Below are 17711 nucleotides of genomic sequence, written 5' to 3'. Positions count from 1 at the left end.
TCAGTACGCTCCTGCGTTGTCGACGTGGAAGTGGTACAGCTGTCGGGCGGAGCCGTAACGGGTGAATTCCGCCGGGTCGGCGTCGAATCCGGCTCTCGACAGCAGATCGCGCAGTTCTGCGAGGTGCTCGGCGCGCATAGGCTTGCGCACGCAGTCAGCGCCGAGCGACGCTACCGAGCCGCGCACGTAGATTCGGGCCTCGTACAGCGAATCGCCCAGAGCCTCGCCGGCGTCGCCGAGCACCACCAGTCGCCCGGCCTGGCCCATGAAGGCGCTCATGTGACCGATATTGCCGCCGACCACGATGTCGACGCCTTTCATCGAGATGCCGCAGCGCGCACCGGCATTGCCCTCGATTACCAGCAGTCCCCCGTGGGCGGTCGCACCGGCCGACTGTGAGGCGTCACCACACACTCGCACAGTGCCCGACATCATGTTCTCCGCGACGCCGACGCCCGCGCTGCCGCGCACGGTCACGGTCGCGTGCTGGTTCATCCCGGCGCAGTAGTAGCCGACATGGCCCTCGATGACGACGTCGGCGTCCCGATCGAGCCCGCAGGCCAGCGCATGCGCGCCGCGCGGTTCGACGATGGTCGCGGTGGGCGGCGCGTCCGGCGACTGGAGGGCCGAATTGACTGCACGCGTGGAGGATTCCGCCACATCCAGGATGGTTCGATCGGTCACGATCGCCGCCATAGGTACACCTCTTCCGGTTCGGGTTCGAAGATTCGGGCCTGCTCGACGCCGGGCAGACCGGCCAGCGCTCGATATTCCGAGGCCATGGCCACCCAGCGGTCGGTTTCGGCGATGACGGCGGGCTTGCATCCGATGGCGTCGCGCACCACCGCGAAGGAATCCGCGGTCGAGACCAGCAGCGTGTAGAAGCCGTCGAAAACCTCGTTCACCAGTGCCAGCGCCTTGTCGAGGTCCGCGCCATGTGCTAGCTGCTCGGCGATGAAACGCGCACACACTTCGGTGTCGTTCTCACTATCGAAATCGACACCGTGACGCTGCAATTCGCGCTTGATGCTCATGTGATTGCTGAACGAACCATTGTGGACCAGGCATTGGCCCGCACCGACCGAGAAGGGGTGTGACCCTTCGGCTGTCACCGCGGACTCTGTCGCCATCCGCGTGTGCGCGACTCCCTGCCAGCCTTGCGCGGCGGGGAGACCGAAGCGGTGCGCCAGTTCAGTGGGATTGCCGATACCTTTCAGTACGGTCAGGTCGGTACCGAACCCGATCACCCGTGCCGCGGGCGCGATCGCACGCACGCCCATGACCAGGTCCCGCGCGGCCGCAACGGAATTCAGTACCACGGTGGGATTCAGATCCAGCGCCGTCACCGGTACGCCGACATTCGCCGTGAGCAGCTCGGCGAGTTCGACGGCAGGGAGCGGCGAATCGAGCAGGGTTACCGTTTCCGTGCCGGGCGGCGACCACACCGGATCGCCGTAGACCGCCATACCGGCCGAATCCGGACCACGGTCACACATCTGGTCGAGCATTCCGGTGAGCAGTTCGCCCAGTCGCGGATACAGCGCGGGGTCGCGCAGGTGCAGGCCGACAATGCCACACATCATGTCCTCCAGTACTTTTCGGAACGGCCTCGGGAAAGGTCGTGGGTCAGAACGCGGTCAGGTAGCGTTCGATCTCCCATTCCGAGACGGTGTTGTGCCAGGCGAAGAATTCCTCGCGCTTGCGCTCGGCGAAATACGCTGCGACACCAGGACCGGCGATATCGAGCGCGGCGGTGAGTATCGGATCCGCTTCCAGTGCGTCCATCGCGTGTATGAGTGTCATCGGCAGCATGCCGCCGCGTTGTTCGCCCGGGCCGCCCGGATGCAGTGCCCGATCGATGCCGTCCAGTCCCGCCGCGACCGCCGCGGCCATGGCCAGGTACGGATTGGCCGAACCGTCCGCTCCGCGCAGTTCGACTCGATGGGGATCCGGGACGCGCAGGTAGTGAGTGCGGTCGTTGCCCCCGTAGGTGGGGTATCGCGGCGACCAGGTGGCACCGCTGGCCGTGCTCGTCGCACCGATTCGTTTGTAAGAGTTCACTGTTGGCGCGATGACGCCTTGCAACGCACAGGCGTGATCGAGCAGGCCCGCGATGAAGCCGTAGGCGGTCGGGGACAATCCGAGGCCGCGCGGGTCGTCCGCATCCGGGAACAGCGGCCGGTCATCCGCCCACAGCGACAGGTGCATGTGCATGCCCGATCCGGTGCGGTCGGTGAATGGTTTGGGCATGAAAGTCGCTTTCATACTGCGTTTTTCGGCGATCACCGACAGCAGATAGCGGGCGGTGATCACCCGGTCCGCGGTCGTCATCGCGTCGGCGTAGTCGAAGTTCTGCTCGAACTGCCCGTTACCGTCTTCATGGTCGCTGGCGTAGTTGCCCCAGCCCAGGGAATTCATCGCCTGCGACACCTCGGCCAGGTGGTCGTACATGCGGGTCACATCGCGGGCGTCGTAGCAGGGTTGCAGGCTGACGTCGGCGGCGTCGGCCGGGGCCAGCCCCCGCGCGGTCCGGTCCACCAGAAAGTACTCGATCTCAGCGCCGACCTTGACGGTATAGCCGTGCTCGGCCGCGCGGGCCAGGGTGCGCGCCAGGATGACCCGGGGCGCGTAGGGCCATGGCCGACCTTCGACGTGCGGGGTGCAGTGCACCATCGCCAGGCCCGGGCGCACGAAGGGAATCGGGGTGAAGGTCGCCACATCCGGAATCGCCACCAGGTCCGGGTCGCGCGGCTGTTGGCCTATCATGCCCGCGGCATAGCCGGCGAATCCGACCCCTTCCTCGGCCAGCTGGTCTACGGCTTGTACCGGAACGAGTTTCGCGCAGGGCTTTCCGGACAACGTCGCGAAGACCGCAAGGATGAATGTGGTGCCCGAAGCCCTGGCTTGTTCGGCCAAAGTCGGTTGGGCAGCGATCGGGGTGACGGTCGCGGCAGTGGTGATGTCTAACGCCATATCGGCTCCTGAACGGGGAGTCATCGGGTGAGGTTGGAGGTCAGCGCATTTCGCCTGCGCCGGCGTACGGGTGCGGGCTCAGCAGCGGGCGGCCCTCGGCGAAGCGTTCGTAGCGGAAATCGGCGGGATCGACATTCGGCAGCTCGGTGCCGCCGGTGAGCAGCAGATCCGCGGTCAGGTGACCCACCGCGGGAGAGATCTTGAAGCCGTGACCAGAGAATCCGGTGGCCAGGAACAACCCCGGGATCGGTGCGGGCCCGATGATCGGGTTGTAGTCGGGCGTGACATCGTAGGCGCCCACATAGCTACCGGTGATGCGCGGATCGGGCATATGTGGCAGGCGGTGGTCGAGCCTGCCGATGACCTTCTCGACGGTGGAGTCGTCGGCGCGGTTGACGAAATCGTCCGGGTCGATGTACTCCGGGGCGGCGTGATCACTATTGCCCGCCAGCAGTTCACCATTGGGTTCGCGGCACAGATACTGCAGGCTCGCGAGGTCCGACAGCACCGGCACCGACGGCACCGGCTCGCCCTGATCGACCAGGACCAACTGGGCCCGTTGGGCACGCACCGGAACCTCGACGCCGACGGTGGCAGCGAGCTCCGGCACCCACGGCCCCGCCGCGAGAACCACAGTGCCCGCATGGATCTCGGTTCCATCGGTCAACTTCGCGCCGATGACGCGACCTGAATCCGCACACAGCGTCACCACCGATGTCTGCTGCCGGATTCGAACCCCACGCTTGCGTGCCGCGGCACCGAAAGCCATTCCGGTCAGGTATGCCTCGCCGCGGCCGCCGCGGGGCTCGTAGGCGAAGGCCGCGAAATCATCCACCCGCAGCCCTGGCCACAGCTCGGTCATCTCGTCGGGTCCGATGAGATCGACCTCGATGCCGAGCCCCTGCTGCATGGCCACATTGGCCTTCAGCGGGCTCACATTGTTCGCGGCGACGCCCACCACGTACCCGCACTGCTGAAATCCGAGGTCATCGGAAAGGATTTCGCGTGCGTTCTCGAAGAACGGTACCGACCACCAAGACATAGCGGCCAAAGATGGCGCGCCGTAGTGGCAGCGCACCACACCGCTCGACTTACCGGTCATGCCCGAGCACAAGGTATTTCGCTCCAGCACCAGCACATCGGTGGCGCCGCGCTCGGCCAGCGACCACGCGATGGCGAGCCCTTCCAGACCGCCTCCGATGATCAAGAACTCAGCGGTGTCGCTCATACGGCGGTACCTCAGCTTCGCGTTGTTGTCTTCTTACATGAACCATTGTTGCCTACAGTGAAACAGTTCCTCAAGCCTTTTGAGGGTGTTTAACGCAGCATTCACAATCTTGCACCTCAGCGAAATCTGGGCGATGGTTCACTCTCATGCAACGGCGATTCACATCAGGAACGCCTAGATGAGGAATAACCAACAGAGGTGAGAGATGGAGCAAGCAGTGGCCGCGGCCGACACCGCGTGGATGCTCGCGGCCTTTGCCGCCGTGTCGATCATGGTGGCGGGGCTCGCGCTTTTCTACGGCGGCATGGTCAGCGTCAAGAACACACTGAATATGGCCATGATGGTCTTCGGCGCGCTCGCCGTGGTAGGCGTGCTGTGGATCGTCGTCGGGTACTCGGCGTCCTTCGGGAACTCGCTGGGCGGGCTAGGCCTGCTCGGTGATCCGCTGGAGTACTTCGGGTCCGCCAAGTTGCTCGACGCGCCCGCGACTCCTGGGCTGCCGCCCGCGATCTTCTCGGCATTCCAATTGCTGTTCGCCGCACTGACGGTCGCGCTCATCGCCGGCGCGGTAGCCGACCGGATGAAGTTCGGATCCTGGATGATCTTCGCGGGCATTTGGGCGCTGCTGGTCTACTTTCCGGTGGCCCACTGGGTTTTCGCGTTCGATTCCAAGGATGGGTCGGTGCACGGCGGCTGGATCGCCAACAAGCTGAAGGCGATCGACTTCGCGGGCGGCACCGCCGTGCACATCAATGCCGGCGTTGCGGGTCTCGCGCTCGCACTGGTGCTCGGCAAACGCCACGTCTTCCCGAATTCGCCGCGGCCGCACAGCCTTCCGCTCACCATGCTGGGCGCCGGCATCCTGTTCTTCGGCTGGTTCGGGTTCAATGGCGGCTCTGCGCTGTCCTCCGGCAACAGCGCCTCAGTCGTCGTGCTCAACACACTCGCCGCCTCCTGCGCGGGCATCTGCGCATGGCTGGTCGTCGAGAAGCTGCGGCAGGGTCACGCCACGACGCTCGGCGGAGCCTCCGGGCTGATCGCCGCCCTGGTCGGTATCACGCCGGCCTGCGGCGCGGTCTCGCCGCTGGGAGCACTCGTGGTCGGCGCAGCCTGCTCTGTGTTGTGCTGCTTCACCGTCTCACTCAAGTACCGCTTCGGTTTCGACGACTCCCTCGACGTAGTCGGAATCCATTTGGCCGGAGGCATTCTCGGAACCATCCTCATCGGATTCCTCGCCGACCCCGCCGCGCCGAACGGCGTTGCGGGACTGTTCTACGGCGGTGGCTTCGACCAACTGTGGCGCCAGACCCTCGCGACACTCGCGGTTCTCACCTACACCGGCATCGTCACATTCGCGATCGCCAAGGTCATGCGGTTCTGCGGTGGCATCCGTGTCGACGAGGACGCCGAAACCAACGGCTTGGACCTCGCGGTACACAGCGAAACCGCCTATGTCCTCGACCATTTCACCGTCGTCGGCCCGAAAACCGAGCCCGCCGACGCCGTCTCCGCAGCCGAGTCCATCCAGAGGAACAACCAGGTGAGCAGCGGAACCAGCGCATAGCGGTTGGTAACGACGACCAAGGGAGCTGCCACGGCCTGATTCGCACCAGCGGACCAGGCCTTCCCTCTGTCAGTGGGAAGGACCGATGTAACTACTGCTATCGGGGCGCATGCGACTGTTCGACGAAGTCGAGCCCGAGAGCCGGCTGTCCGTGGTGAGCAGATGCCGGGCCAAGCGCTCCAACTCGGACGCGGATCCTCGGAGCACGCGCAACGCCTGTGCGCCCAGCACGAGTACATGGCGCTCACGGTCGAGGCGTGGCCGACTCCGCCAGCGGGTCGGCCATCCTGATCACGCACTCGTTCGCCGGCAAAGATGGCTTTTCCTGGCGTCGATCTGGTGGAGATCCCGGTCCCGAACTGCTCGAACGCGTACAAGTGGGGCGTGCACGAGCGCCGCTCGGCGAGTTCCCTCGGGTGACCGGTGCCCGCACGCGACACCGAGCTGCGTGTCATCCACCAGCGGTCGTCAAATCCGGCGCCCCGGTTATCTGCTCGTGGTCCCGAAGTGGCCAGTCCGACCGGCGGCCGCGCACGTACGTCGAATGGGGCGACGTCGCGCTTGCCTCGGTTGCCGTCGACGTCTGCTTGCCGGCAATCCCACGCCTCGATACTCCCCCCGGTCGATGCCTTCGGCGATATGCTCATTGGCGAAAGGTGAGTGCATAGTGTCCGGTCTCTGGAGAGATGCTGGTCGGATCACACCCGGCCGATGACCGATGATGATCCGCTGCGAACGCGCCGTGAGGTAATGCTGCCTGTCACGGTGGAGTTGGCTGCTGCTGGTTTCGAAGACGCCGTGGAGATCGGCCGCGGCGGTTTCGGGGTTGTGTATCGCTGCACGCAGGCGGCGCTGGACCGGACGGTCGCGGTAAAGGTCCTGACCGCGGAATTGGACGAAGACAATCAGGCGCGGTTCGTCCGGGAGCAGCGTGCGATGGGCCGGCTGACCGGACATCCCAACATCGTGACCGTACTCGAGGCCGGTACCACCGACAGCGGGCATCCGTATCTGGTGATGCCGTATCACCCGCTGGATTCCCTGGACGCCTGGATCCGCGCGAACGGTCCGCTTCCTATGCAGCGGGTGCTGCAGATCGGGGTGAAGATCGCTGGAGCACTGGCCAGCGCACATCGACTCGGAATCGTGCATCGGGACGTGAAACCCGGCAACATTCTGCTCACCGAGTACGGCGAACCAGCGCTGACCGACTTCGGTATCGCCCACATCACGGGCGGGTTCAAGACGACGGCGAGCGTTGTGACCGGATCACCGGCATTCACCGCACCGGAAGTGCTCGAAGGCCACGATCCGACCCCGGCCGCCGATGTCTACGGGCTCGGCGCCACCTTGTTCTGCGCACTGACCGGCCACGCCGCGTTCGAGCGGCGCAGTGGTGAGAACATGGTCGCGCAGTTTGTCCGGATCACCACCCATCCGCTGCCCGACCCGCGGGAGAACGGCATTCCCGAGGACGTGTCGGCGGCCGTGGAGACGGCGATGAGCCGCGACCGCCATGATCGGCCATCGGCGGCGGCGCTGGGGAAGACACTTCGACAACTGCAGCAGCGCCACGGGTTCTCAGTGGATGAAATGGCATTGCAGGGCGAACCGAATCTCGAGCATCTCGACCAGAAGCCACCGATGCGGGCATGGCGCAAGCCGACGGCGGCTACTCGGGACCACAGCGGCAATCTGCCGCTCGAACTGACCAGTTTCATCAACCGGCGCACCGAGGTATCGGAGCTGAAGAATCTGCTGTCGACCGCGCGCCTGGTGACGTTGACCGGCACCGGGGGTGTCGGCAAGACACGACTGGCATTGCGAGCCGCGACCAGTGCGCGACGCGGTTTCGCAGACGGGGTGTGGCTGGTCGCACTGGCCGAGGTGTCCGACCCCGCGCTGCTGGTCGACGTGGTCGCCGCCACCCTCGGTGTGCGCGACGAGTCGACCACGCCGTTGCTCGACGTTCTGATCGACTTCCTCTGCGCGCGGGAAACCCTGCTCGTTATGGACAACTGCGAACAGGTCGTGGAGGCCGTGGCCGAGCTGACCGAGACGTTGCTCCGGACCTGTCCGGAGCTGCGGATCCTCGCCACCAGCCGCGAACCGCTGGATATCGCCGGAGAAGCGATACTACGGGTAGCACCACTGACCGTCCCGCAACTCGGCCGGGAACCGACACTGGCGGGGTTGCGGCGTTCCGACGCGGTGACGTTGTTCGCCGACCGCGCCGCGGCGGCGGTGCCAGACTTCGAACTCGATGAGGACAACAAGGCCGCCGTCACCGAAATCTGCGCCCATTTGGATGGGTTGCCGCTGGCGATCGAGCTGGCCGCGGCCCGGATGCGCTCGATGTCACCCGAGCAGATCCTGGCCCGGCTCACCGACCGCTACGCACTGCTCACCCGTGGCAGTCGCACCGCACCACAGCGGCAGCAGACACTGCGATGGTGTATCGACTGGAGCTACGGGTTGTGCACCCAGACCGAACAGCGCCTATGGGCCCGGCTTTCGGTGTTCGCCAGCAGCTCTGAACTCGACGCCATCGAACAGATCTGCGGCACAGACCTGGCACCGGACACCCCACTCGATGTGCTGTCCTCCCTGGTGGACAAGTCGATCCTGATTCGGGAGTCTTCGGAGACCGCCGTGCGTTTCCGGATGCTGGAGACAGTTCGCGACTACGGCCGGGAAAAGCTGCTCGAGTCCGGCGAAGAGACCGAGCTGCGCCGACGGCACCGCGACTGGTACCAAAAGTTGGCGCTGGACGCGGAAGCCGATTGGATCAGCGGCCGGCAGCTCGACTGGATCGCCCGGCTCGAACGTGAACTGCCCAATTTGCGCGAAGCACTCGAATTCTGCCTATCCGAGGACACCCAGGACGCAGCCGAAGCAGGGCTGCGCACGACTGCCGGTTTGTACAATTTCTGGAGTTTGTGCGGCCTGTACGGGGAAGGTCGATCCTGGATCGACCGCGTTCTCGCCCACCCCGGCGGACAAACGAGCCTCGACCGCATCAAGGCGCTCTGCGCCGACTGCCAGCTGACCGCGGCGCAGGGGGATTTCCAGTCCGCGGCCGCCCTTCTGGAGCAGGGACGGTTGCTCGCCGAACATACCGCCGACCCCACGATCCAGGCGCAGATCGCCTATGCCGCCGGCTACATCAAACTCGCCTCCGGTGAGGCGGCCGACGCATCGTCCTCCTTCGCACATGTCGTCGAAATGCTCAGCTCGAACAGCACGGGCGATCTCTACCTCGGTGCCCTGATCATCCTCGGCTGGTCATATGAATTGCAGGGCGCCATGACCCAAGCAACCGAGTCTTACCGCCAAGTACTTTCCATCACCGAAGCGCAGGGCGAACTGCTCTATCGTTCGGCTGCGCTACGCGGCTTGGGCGTGTCGGCATGGCAGGAAGGCGAGCGTGACAAAGCCCAGCGGCTACTCGAGCAATCGCTGCGCGTCAACCGAGGGCCAGATAGTCCGGTGCTTGCCGCGTTCAGTCTCGAGGCGCTCGCCTGGACTGTTGCCGACCAGGACAACGCCGAGCGCGCGGCCGTGCTGCTAGGAGCCGCGCAGGGAATCTGGCTGGTAGGAAGCAGCGTTGGAGCTGTCTTCCCGCAGATGTCACGCTTTCACGAGGAATGTGAGCGGTCAGTGCGTCGTACGCTCGGCACCCGTAGTTTCGACGCGTCCTTCCGGCAAGGTCAGGCGCTGGGTATGAACGCCGCTATCGCCTACGCACTCGGGGAACAGCCCGCCGATAAGGCGCCCAAACCCGCGAGATTGACCAATCGTGAGCAACAGATCGCCGACCTCGTCGCCCAGGGACTCAGCAACAAGCAGATCGCCGCCAAACTTGTGATCTCCCAACGCACCGTCGACGGCCACGTCGAACACATCCTGACCAAACTCGGGTTCGCCTCACGCGCGCAGGTCGCTGCCTGGATTGCGGGGAGACCAAATGCGAGCGCACTTTGACCCATATCCGACCTCCGGTTCTAGACGAGTTGAGACCGCTATAGCTGGCTGCAGGCAGCGCAGGGCTCTGGGCGCTGACCGCAGACCCTGTGCAGCACTGCGCCGGACTTCCGAGCCCCGATCAACATATCGCCGGTGACGCGATGCGCCGGGTCATGATCGCGCCGGTAATGACGGGTTGACGCCCGACGCGGGCCCGCTCGGACGCAGGTTTCCGAGCGCCGACCAGTTTCTCGAGCCGGTCTTGGTCAACCGCGCCGACCGCCGTCGCCGAGTGGTCCGGAGATGACAATGCGTTGATGCGAACTGTGACGCCTGCAACTATGTAACGAGTTCAGATACGATCTAAAGAAGTATGAAACACATTTCTGCCCGGCCGGGCGGCCGGGCCGTGCGAAGGAGTGCGATGCGGCCACGCGCGCTGGTATTCGACCTGTACGGCGAGTTCTTCCGCTACACCGGGGGCGCGGCTCGACTCGGCGTACTCACCGAACTGATGGGGGCATTCGGCATCGAAGCAGCCACGGTGCGAGTCGTGATGACCCGGTTGCGCAAGGAAGGCTGGTTCGATTCGTCGAAATCCGGTCGCGCGGTCTCCTACCTACTCAACGACAAGAGTTGGCGACTACTCGACGACGGCCGTAGCCGCATCTTCGAGCGGCACTTCGACGGATGGGACCATACCTGGACGCAGGCTCTGGTCGATGAGGTCGGTCTCGAACGTGAACAGCGCAAACGGATCGAGAAGGCGCTGACTTGGTGGGGCTTCGGCGGCTACGGGGGCCCATCCTGGTTTTCCCCGCACAATCGAGAGAAGCAACTGCGCGAGGCACTTGCAGGCGAGGACGAGCTGCGGCTGCAGTTCCTGCGCAGCAAGACCGCAGGGCTGCCCACCGACCGGCTGATCGCGCAGCGCTGCTGGGATCTGGGCGAACTCGGCACCGACTACGAAGAGTTCATCGAGGAGTTCCGGCCACAGCTGGCCCGCTATCGACGCGGCCTGGACGGCCCTGTTGCGCTGGTCGAGCAGATACGGCTGATGCAGCAATATCGACGCTACCCCTTCCGCGATCCCGATCTGCCGGACACGCTGCTGCCGCCAGGTTGGCGGGGCCGCGCCGCGCATGAGGTGTTTACCGAATGCCATGCGCTACTGAACGCCGCAGCCGAACCGTATGCGGCCGAGGTCGCCGCCATGCAGACGACCACCGATCCCTAGATATGTAACAGATATCTTGCCTTGGCAGAATTTATGTTACATACTTGCCGCATCTTCGCTCGTGCGCTCCGCACCACACCCAGATAGGGCCCGACGCCGATGTCACTGCCAGATCAGCACCCCAGTCCGCCCACAGCACCGTTGCGCGTCGCGTGTATCGGCGGTGGCCCGGGCGGCCTGTTCGCCGCCATCGCGCTCGCACACGCGCAGCCGGGCACCACCGTCGACGTCTTCGAACGCAATAACGAATCCGACATATTCGGCTTCGGCGTGGTGTTCTCCGACGCGACCCTGGACAACGTCGACGCCGTTGACCCGGTGCTGTCGGAGACGCTGCGGATCCACGGACGGCACTGGGACGCCATCGAAGTGCATATGAAAAACACCACCGTCACGGCCGGGGGCAACGGGATGTCCGCCATCCATCGCCGGGTACTGCTCGACGCGCTGCGGCATCGGGCGACCGAACTGGGCGCTCGGCTGCACTTCCGCGCCGAGGCAAACGTCGACGACCTCGACACCAGCGGCTACGACTTGATCGTTGCCGCCGATGGAGCCAATTCGACTGTGCGGCAACGGTTCCTGACTGAACTCGACCATTCGGTCGAGCAGGCCGCGGTCAAATTCATCTGGTTCGGCACCACCTACCAGTTCAAGGGTCTTACCTTCCTGCACGCCCAGTCCGAGCATGGCAACTTCGCCGTGCACGGCTACCCGATCGGTTCCGATCTGAGCACCTTCATTGTCGAGACCGACGAAACCACCTGGCGCCGAGCCGGTCTCGACGGCTTCGACACCACGGCTCCGCCGGGCATCTCCGACACAGCTACACAGCGCTATCTCGAGCAGCTGTTCGCCGATCAGATCGATGGGCATCCGTTGGTAGCAAACAATTCCCGCTGGGCGAACTTCCGCACCCGCCGAACCGAACATTGGCACGTCCGCACCGAACACGGCACACCGGTGGCACTACTCGGTGACGCCGTGCACACGGCCCACTTCTCGGTCGGTTCCGGCACCAAGATGGCCATGGAGGACGCCGCGCAGTTGGCGCGCGCAGTAGCCGAATATCCCACCGACCTCGCGGCGGCCCTGGCCGGATTCCAGGAGATCCGCCGCCCACAGGTGGCGAAGATTCAGGATTCCTCGCTGCCGAGTCTGTCGTGGTGGGATCACTTCGCCGAGTACTACCGCGCCTTCGAACCATGGCAGTTCGGGTTCCACTTCTTCAGCCGGGCCATCTCGGCGGAGAAGATACGGGTTCGCGACGGTGCTTTCGTCGCCGCGACCGAACAGGCGTGGCAGGCCGAACATGCTGCGGCGCCGTTGGATACGCCACTCCGGGTCGGCGGGATGACCCTCGGTTCGCGGCTGCTGCAGGTGTCGTCGCACTTGCCCGATCAGGTGGAGTTCAAAGACGACACGACCGAGCTGTTCGCGAACGAGTCCGACGGCGCGGTGCGCCTCGTCACCGCCCCCGCCAGCGACGCTACCTCGCTCACCGCGAAGGTCCGGGCTGAACTGGATCGGCTCTGTGCGACACGGCCCGATGCCGTCGCCGTGCGCGGCGGCACCCCGCTGTCGCGAGTGCTGTGCTCGGAGCATGTGCGCCTACGGCATCGGATCCCGACGATCGTGATCGATACGCCCGCCGCCATCGGTTCCCGTCGGGCCATCAACGAAAACGACTGCGCGGCAACGCTGATCCTGTCCGGGCGCGCGGATGCGGTTGCGTTCGAACCGAATCCCCCAGCGACCGCCGAAACCGGGGCGGGCCGATGACGCACGCACGCGAATCCAACGCTACCGCACCCATCGCACGCTCCGCCCTCGACCGGCTTTTCCGCCCCGCCTCGATCGCCGTCGTCGGCGCATCGGATGTGCCCGGCAAACTCGGATCGGCAATGCTCGAGGCTGTCTCGCACAGCGACATCGCGGCCGTCTACGGAATCAACCCGAGGGCCGAAGGCCCCCGTTTGCATCCGTCGCTGCACGATGCCACCGAATTCCACGGCGGTCCGATCGATCTGGCTGTTCTATGCATTCCCGCCGAGGCGACCCCGGACGCCCTGCGCGCGGCCGCCGATTGTGGCATCGGCGCAGCGCTGATCTGCTCGGGCGGATTCGCCGAGGCCGGAGCCGAAGGTATCGCCCGCCAGCAGGAGCTGAGGAAGATCACGGCCGCCACCGGTATACGGCTGCTCGGACCCAACACCTCCGGATTCTTCCGGCCCCGCACCACCACCGTCAGTTTCGTACCGACCGTGCGGGAGATCCGGTCCGGATCAGTCGCGGTCGTCGCGGCCAGTGGCGGCATGAATCACGCGCTGTCGTTTCTGCTGTCCGAACACGGCATCGGGGTGGGACTCGGTGTGGGACTGGGCAACGGTGTCGATGTCACCCACATCGACGTCCTCGAGTACCTGCGCACCGACCCGGCGATAACCACGGTCGCGCTGCACATCGAGTCGGTGGACGACGGCGCTGCGCTGCTGTCGGCGGTCCGCACGATGACCGCCGAGAAACCTGTCGTCGCCCTAGTGGTCGGGCGCAGTGATGTGGCGGCATTCTCGGCCTCGCACACCGGCGCCCTGGCGACCTCGTGGCGCACCACCCGCGCTCTGCTCGCGGAAGCCGGTGCCGTCGTGGTGGACTCGGAGCACGAACTCGTCGCCGCTGTGGCAGTGCTGAGCCGCACCCGATTACCCGCCACTCCCGCTCCCGGCATCGGCGTGGTGACCGCGCAGGCCGGCCCAGGGCTCATGGTGCTGGATCAGCTTCTGACACAAAAGGTTCGGGTGCCGACCCTGGCGGAAAAGACCCAGAACGAACTCATCCGACTGCTCCCCCCGATGACCTACCAGGCCAATCCGGTCGATACCGGCCGGCCGGGGCCCACATTCGACGCCGTGCTGCAGGCCACGGCCGCCGACCCCGAGATCGACGCGCTCGCGGTCTACGCACTGGCCGAGCCCGATGCCATCGATCTCAGCGACGCGCTCCAACGCTGCGGCGTACACAAGCACATGCCGATCATCCTCGGCATCGGCGGTCCCGCCGCTGCGGTCGCCGAAACCACCACCAGCGCTGCCGAACTCGGCGTCCCCGTACTAGCCAGCCCCACCGCGCTCGCCACCGGCATCCGCGCACTCGTCGAAGATGCCCGCGCTCGCTGGATCCAGGCCGACAGCCGCAGCACCATCCTCGCAACGGTGACCCCCGCGTTGTCTCCATCCCAGAAGCCAGGCAGTGACATGACGATCGATTCCACCGCTGGGCGCACACCGGCGATCCTCGCGCCCATCGACGAGGCGACGGCCAAGGACCTGCTCGACACGCTCGGAATCACCACCCCGCGACGGCGAATATGCGGCGACCGGGATGCGGCCCACCGCGCGTTGACCGAACTACCGCACCCCCTCGCGGTGAAAATTCTCGACGCCACCGTGCTGCACAAGACCGAGATCGGCGGCGTCCACTTGAATGTCCGCACCAGCACCGAACTCGACGCCGCACTCGACGCGTTGGACGCGATCGGCGCACCGGCCTATCTGGTAGAGAGCATGGCCGACTCGGGTGTCGACCTGTTCCTCGGCGTCCGCCGAGATCCGGCGTTCGGACCGATCCTGGTCGCCGGGCTCGGTGGCACCGCGGCCGAGGCGATCGGCGATGTGACAATTCGCAGCAACCATGTCACGCCCGCGGGCGCGGCGGCAATGCTCGACGACCTGCAGTGCGCGCCACTGCTCGCCGGGTGGCGCGGCGGCCCGGTGCTCGATCGCGACGAATTCGCCCGTATCGCAGTGACTCTCACGCATTACCTCACCGTCCACCCCGACATCGGCGAAATCGAAATCAACCCGCTGCGGCTGACCACGACCGGCCTGATCGCGCTCGACGCGGTCGTCGTGACGGCTGGGGACCGGCTCGGAGGAGAACAGCGATGAGTATCCGCACCCCGGTTTCGATCGATGGCGTCGTGCCCTGGCCGGAAGACATTGCCGCGGAATATCGCGAAGCCGGATATTGGCGGGGCCGATCGCTGGCCTCTTATATCGCGGCCCAGGTCGCCGACCGCCCCGATGACGAGGCCGTAATCGACGGTGCGGTCCGCCTCACCTATCGCCAACTCTGGAACCGGTCCGCGTCCTGCGCGCAGGCGCTGCTCGATCTCGGCATCGCCCCTGGTGATCGAATCCTGTTGCAGTTGCCGAACTGCTGGGAGTTCGTCGCGTTGACCCTCGGCTGTCTGCGCATCGGCGTGATACCGGTGATGGCGTTGCCCGCGCACCGACAACACGAGCTCACCCATCTCGCTGTGCTGGCTGAGGCGGTCGCGATCGTCGTGGCGGATATCGATCGCGATACCGACCTGAGGCGAGTCGCTCAGCGAGTCGCCGCCGCGACGCCGAGCATTCGCACCGTGCTGATCCACGGCGAATTATCTTCGGGTGCAACGGAATACGCGCAAGAACACAGCCTCCGCGAGGCCCTCGACACGGTGGTCCGTTTCGCCGACGCGCAGTACGATCCGCTCGGCGGCGATATCGCCTTGATGCTACTGTCGGGCGGCACCACCGGCCTGCCCAAGCTGATCGTTCGCACCAACGACGACTACGTGTACAACATCCGCTGCTGCAATGCGGTCACCGATATCGGTTCGAGCACGGTGTATCTGGGAACTCTGCCCAGTAGTCACAATTTCCCGCTCGGATGTCCCGGAATTCTCGGCGCATTGTTCGCCGGCGGACGCACGGTCATGCTGCCGTCTCCTTCCCCGGAGCGCGCGCTGTACACCATCGATGCCGAGGCGGTCACCGTTGCCGCGGCCGTACCCGCGGTGGCACAGAGCTGGATCGAGTACCAGCGTGAGCATCACACCATGCGCGGCACCAGCCTACGGGTCCTGCAGGTGGGCGGGTCCCGGATGCCCGATGAGCTCGCCGCCCGCGTCGAACCCGTGCTCGGTGCGCGGTTGCAGCAGGTATTCGGCATGGCCGAGGGCCTGATCAATATGACTCGACTCGATGACGCCCCGGAGGTCATCCTGACCACCCAGGGTCGCCCGGTCAGCGAAGCCGACGAGATCCTGGTCGTCGACGCGGATGGCAACCCGGTTCCCGACGGCGTCCCCGGCGCGCTGCTGACCCGTGGTCCGTATACCCCGCGCGGCTACTTCAGTGCACCCGAACACAATTCGCGCGCGTTCACCCCCGACGGCTGGTATGCCAGCGGCGACGTCGTGGTGCGCCGCTCCGACGGCAATCTGGTTGTCGCGGGCCGGGACAAGGACATGATCAACCGCGGTGGCGAAAAGATCTCGGCCGAGGAGGTCGAGAACTTCGCCTACCAGCTCGACGGTGTCGAGATGGCAGCCGCCATCGCCATGCCAGATCCGGTTCTCGGCGAACGACTGTGCCTGTATCTCACGGTCACGCCAGGCCATTCGGTCGGTCTCACCGATGTCACCACAGTGATGAACGCGGCCGGGGTGGCTAGGTTCAAGCTCCCCGAACGACTCGAGGTCATCGATGACATGCCGACCACCAAGGTCGGAAAGATCGACAAGAAGGCGCTGCGCGACGACATCCGCATTCGCCTCTCCAACGACCCCCATTCCTGATCGCCCGCGCCGCCGCGGCGCCACCACCGAGGAAGTGGAACCACTGATGGCCGAACATCAGATCGATGACAAGCTGCTCGATCAGCTCTACCGCGACTTCGAGACCGCGCACCTCAACCCGCTGTGGACCCAGCTCGGCGACCTCATGCCGATCAAGCCCACCTCGAAAGCCGTTCCGTTCGTATGGAATTGGTCCACGCTCTACCCGCTGGCCCAGCGCGCCGGTGATCTGGTGCCCGTCGGGCGCGGCGGCGAACGACGCGCCATCGCGTTGGCCAACCCAGGTCTGGGCGGCGTGCCGTACGTGACGCCCACGCTGTGGGCCGCCATCCAATACCTCGGCCCGAAGGAGACCGCACCCGAACATCGCCACAGCCAGAACGCGTTCCGCTTCGTCGTCGACGGCGACGGCGTCTGGACGGTCGTCAACGGCGATCCTGTCGCGATGCGCCGCGGCGATCTGCTCCTCACCCCCGGCTGGCATTTCCACGGTCACCACAACGAGACCGACCGGCCGATGGCCTGGATCGACGGTCTGGACATCCCGTTCGTCCACTACACCGACACCAGCTTCTTCGAATTCGGTTCCGATACGGTCACCGAGGAGTCCACACCGGATATCTCACGCTCGGAACGACTGTGGGCACATCCCGGGCTGCGCCCGCTGGTCGGTCTGGACACCAAGACCAGCTCACCGATCGCCGCCTATCGCTGGGAGCACACCGATGCCGCCCTGCGCGAACAACTCGCCTTGGAAGACGAGGGCTACCCCGCCACCACCGAACCCGGGCACGCTGCGGTTCGCTACACCAACCCGACGTCCGGCGGCGACATCATGCCGACCATCCGCGCCGAATTCCACCGGCTCCGCCACGGCGCGCACACTCGCCCACGTCGCGACGTCGGGTCGGCGGTGTATCAGGTCTTCGACGGATCGGGTCGATTCCACCTGGGCGACAAAATCTTTCCGGTCACCAAGGGCGATCTGATCGTCGTTCCGTCGTGGACCCCGTGGTCGATCGAGGCGGAAAACCAATTCGATCTGTTCGTCTTCTCCGATGCCCCGATCGTCGAACGCCTGCACTTGCACCGCACCCATATTCTCGAAGGAGCCTGAGCA

11 protein-coding genes are annotated in these 17711 nt (G+C 65.5%); 7 read left to right on the top strand and 4 right to left on the bottom strand.

Annotated elements, in window-relative coordinates; translation table 11 throughout:
* The 4 genes from ACQPXH_RS11995 to ACQPXH_RS11980 are packed head-to-tail and all read right to left on the bottom strand — an operon-like array spanning nt 1 to nt 4201.
* On the bottom strand, nt 1-696 hold the full coding sequence (locus tag ACQPXH_RS11995) for a protein glxC (protein WP_433602402.1): 696 nt from the start codon (nt 694-696) through the stop codon (nt 1-3).
* Nucleotides 681-1580 (bottom strand): glutamine amidotransferase, encoded by a 900-nt coding sequence (locus ACQPXH_RS11990; RefSeq protein WP_433603422.1) that lies wholly within the window; start codon nt 1578-1580, stop codon nt 681-683. Before ACQPXH_RS11990 ends, ACQPXH_RS11995 begins: the two co-directional genes overlap by 16 nt.
* Nucleotides 1581-1626: 46 nt before the next feature.
* Nucleotides 1627-2973 carry a type III glutamate--ammonia ligase gene (gene glnT, locus ACQPXH_RS11985; RefSeq protein WP_433602401.1) on the bottom strand — a complete coding sequence of 449 codons (1347 nt, stop codon included), beginning with the start codon at nt 2971-2973 and terminating at the stop codon, nt 1627-1629.
* A gap of 40 nt (nt 2974-3013) precedes the next feature.
* A complete protein-coding gene (locus ACQPXH_RS11980; protein ID WP_433602400.1) occupies nt 3014-4201 on the bottom strand; it encodes an NAD(P)/FAD-dependent oxidoreductase in 1188 nt (395 codons plus the stop codon).
* A 205-nt stretch (nt 4202-4406) separates the two neighbouring features.
* Between ACQPXH_RS11980 and ACQPXH_RS11975 the strand changes: the two genes are divergently transcribed.
* The 7 genes from ACQPXH_RS11975 to ACQPXH_RS11945 all read left to right on the top strand — a co-directional run bounded on the left by ACQPXH_RS11975 (nt 4407) and on the right by ACQPXH_RS11945 (nt 17708).
* Entirely contained in the window at nt 4407-5765 is a 1359-nt protein-coding gene (locus ACQPXH_RS11975; protein ID WP_433602398.1) for an ammonium transporter, read from the top strand.
* 711 nt (nt 5766-6476) lie between these two features.
* Nucleotides 6477-9749 (top strand): protein kinase domain-containing protein, encoded by a 3273-nt coding sequence (locus ACQPXH_RS11970; protein ID WP_433602397.1) that lies wholly within the window; start codon nt 6477-6479, stop codon nt 9747-9749.
* Between the two features lie 355 nt (nt 9750-10104).
* Nucleotides 10105-10968 carry a PaaX family transcriptional regulator gene (locus ACQPXH_RS11965; RefSeq protein WP_433602396.1) on the top strand — a complete coding sequence of 288 codons (864 nt, stop codon included), beginning with the start codon at nt 10105-10107 and terminating at the stop codon, nt 10966-10968.
* A 99-nt stretch (nt 10969-11067) separates the two neighbouring features.
* Nucleotides 11068-12750 carry an FAD-dependent monooxygenase gene (locus ACQPXH_RS11960; RefSeq protein WP_433602395.1) on the top strand — a complete coding sequence of 561 codons (1683 nt, stop codon included), beginning with the start codon at nt 11068-11070 and terminating at the stop codon, nt 12748-12750.
* Nucleotides 12747-14915: an acetate--CoA ligase family protein gene (locus ACQPXH_RS11955; RefSeq protein ID WP_433602394.1), complete on the top strand. Its 2169-nt coding sequence runs from the start codon at nt 12747-12749 to the stop codon at nt 14913-14915. The genes ACQPXH_RS11960 and ACQPXH_RS11955 overlap by 4 nt, the downstream gene beginning before the upstream one ends.
* Nucleotides 14912-16591, top strand: a complete 1680-nt coding sequence (locus ACQPXH_RS11950; protein WP_433602393.1) for a (2,3-dihydroxybenzoyl)adenylate synthase — start codon at nt 14912-14914, stop codon at nt 16589-16591. The genes ACQPXH_RS11955 and ACQPXH_RS11950 overlap by 4 nt, the downstream gene beginning before the upstream one ends.
* Nucleotides 16592-16637: 46 nt before the next feature.
* On the top strand, nt 16638-17708 hold the full coding sequence (locus ACQPXH_RS11945; protein WP_433602392.1) for a cupin domain-containing protein: 1071 nt from the start codon (nt 16638-16640) through the stop codon (nt 17706-17708).
* The last annotated feature ends 3 nt before the right edge of the window (nt 17709-17711 follow it).

The sequence above is a fragment of the Nocardia sp. CA-135953 genome (assembly GCF_050955735.1).
Classification (GTDB): Bacteria; Actinomycetota; Actinomycetes; order Mycobacteriales; family Mycobacteriaceae; genus Nocardia.
Note: the sequence above shows the minus strand (reverse complement) of the source record. Positions and strands in the feature narration are given on the sequence as shown.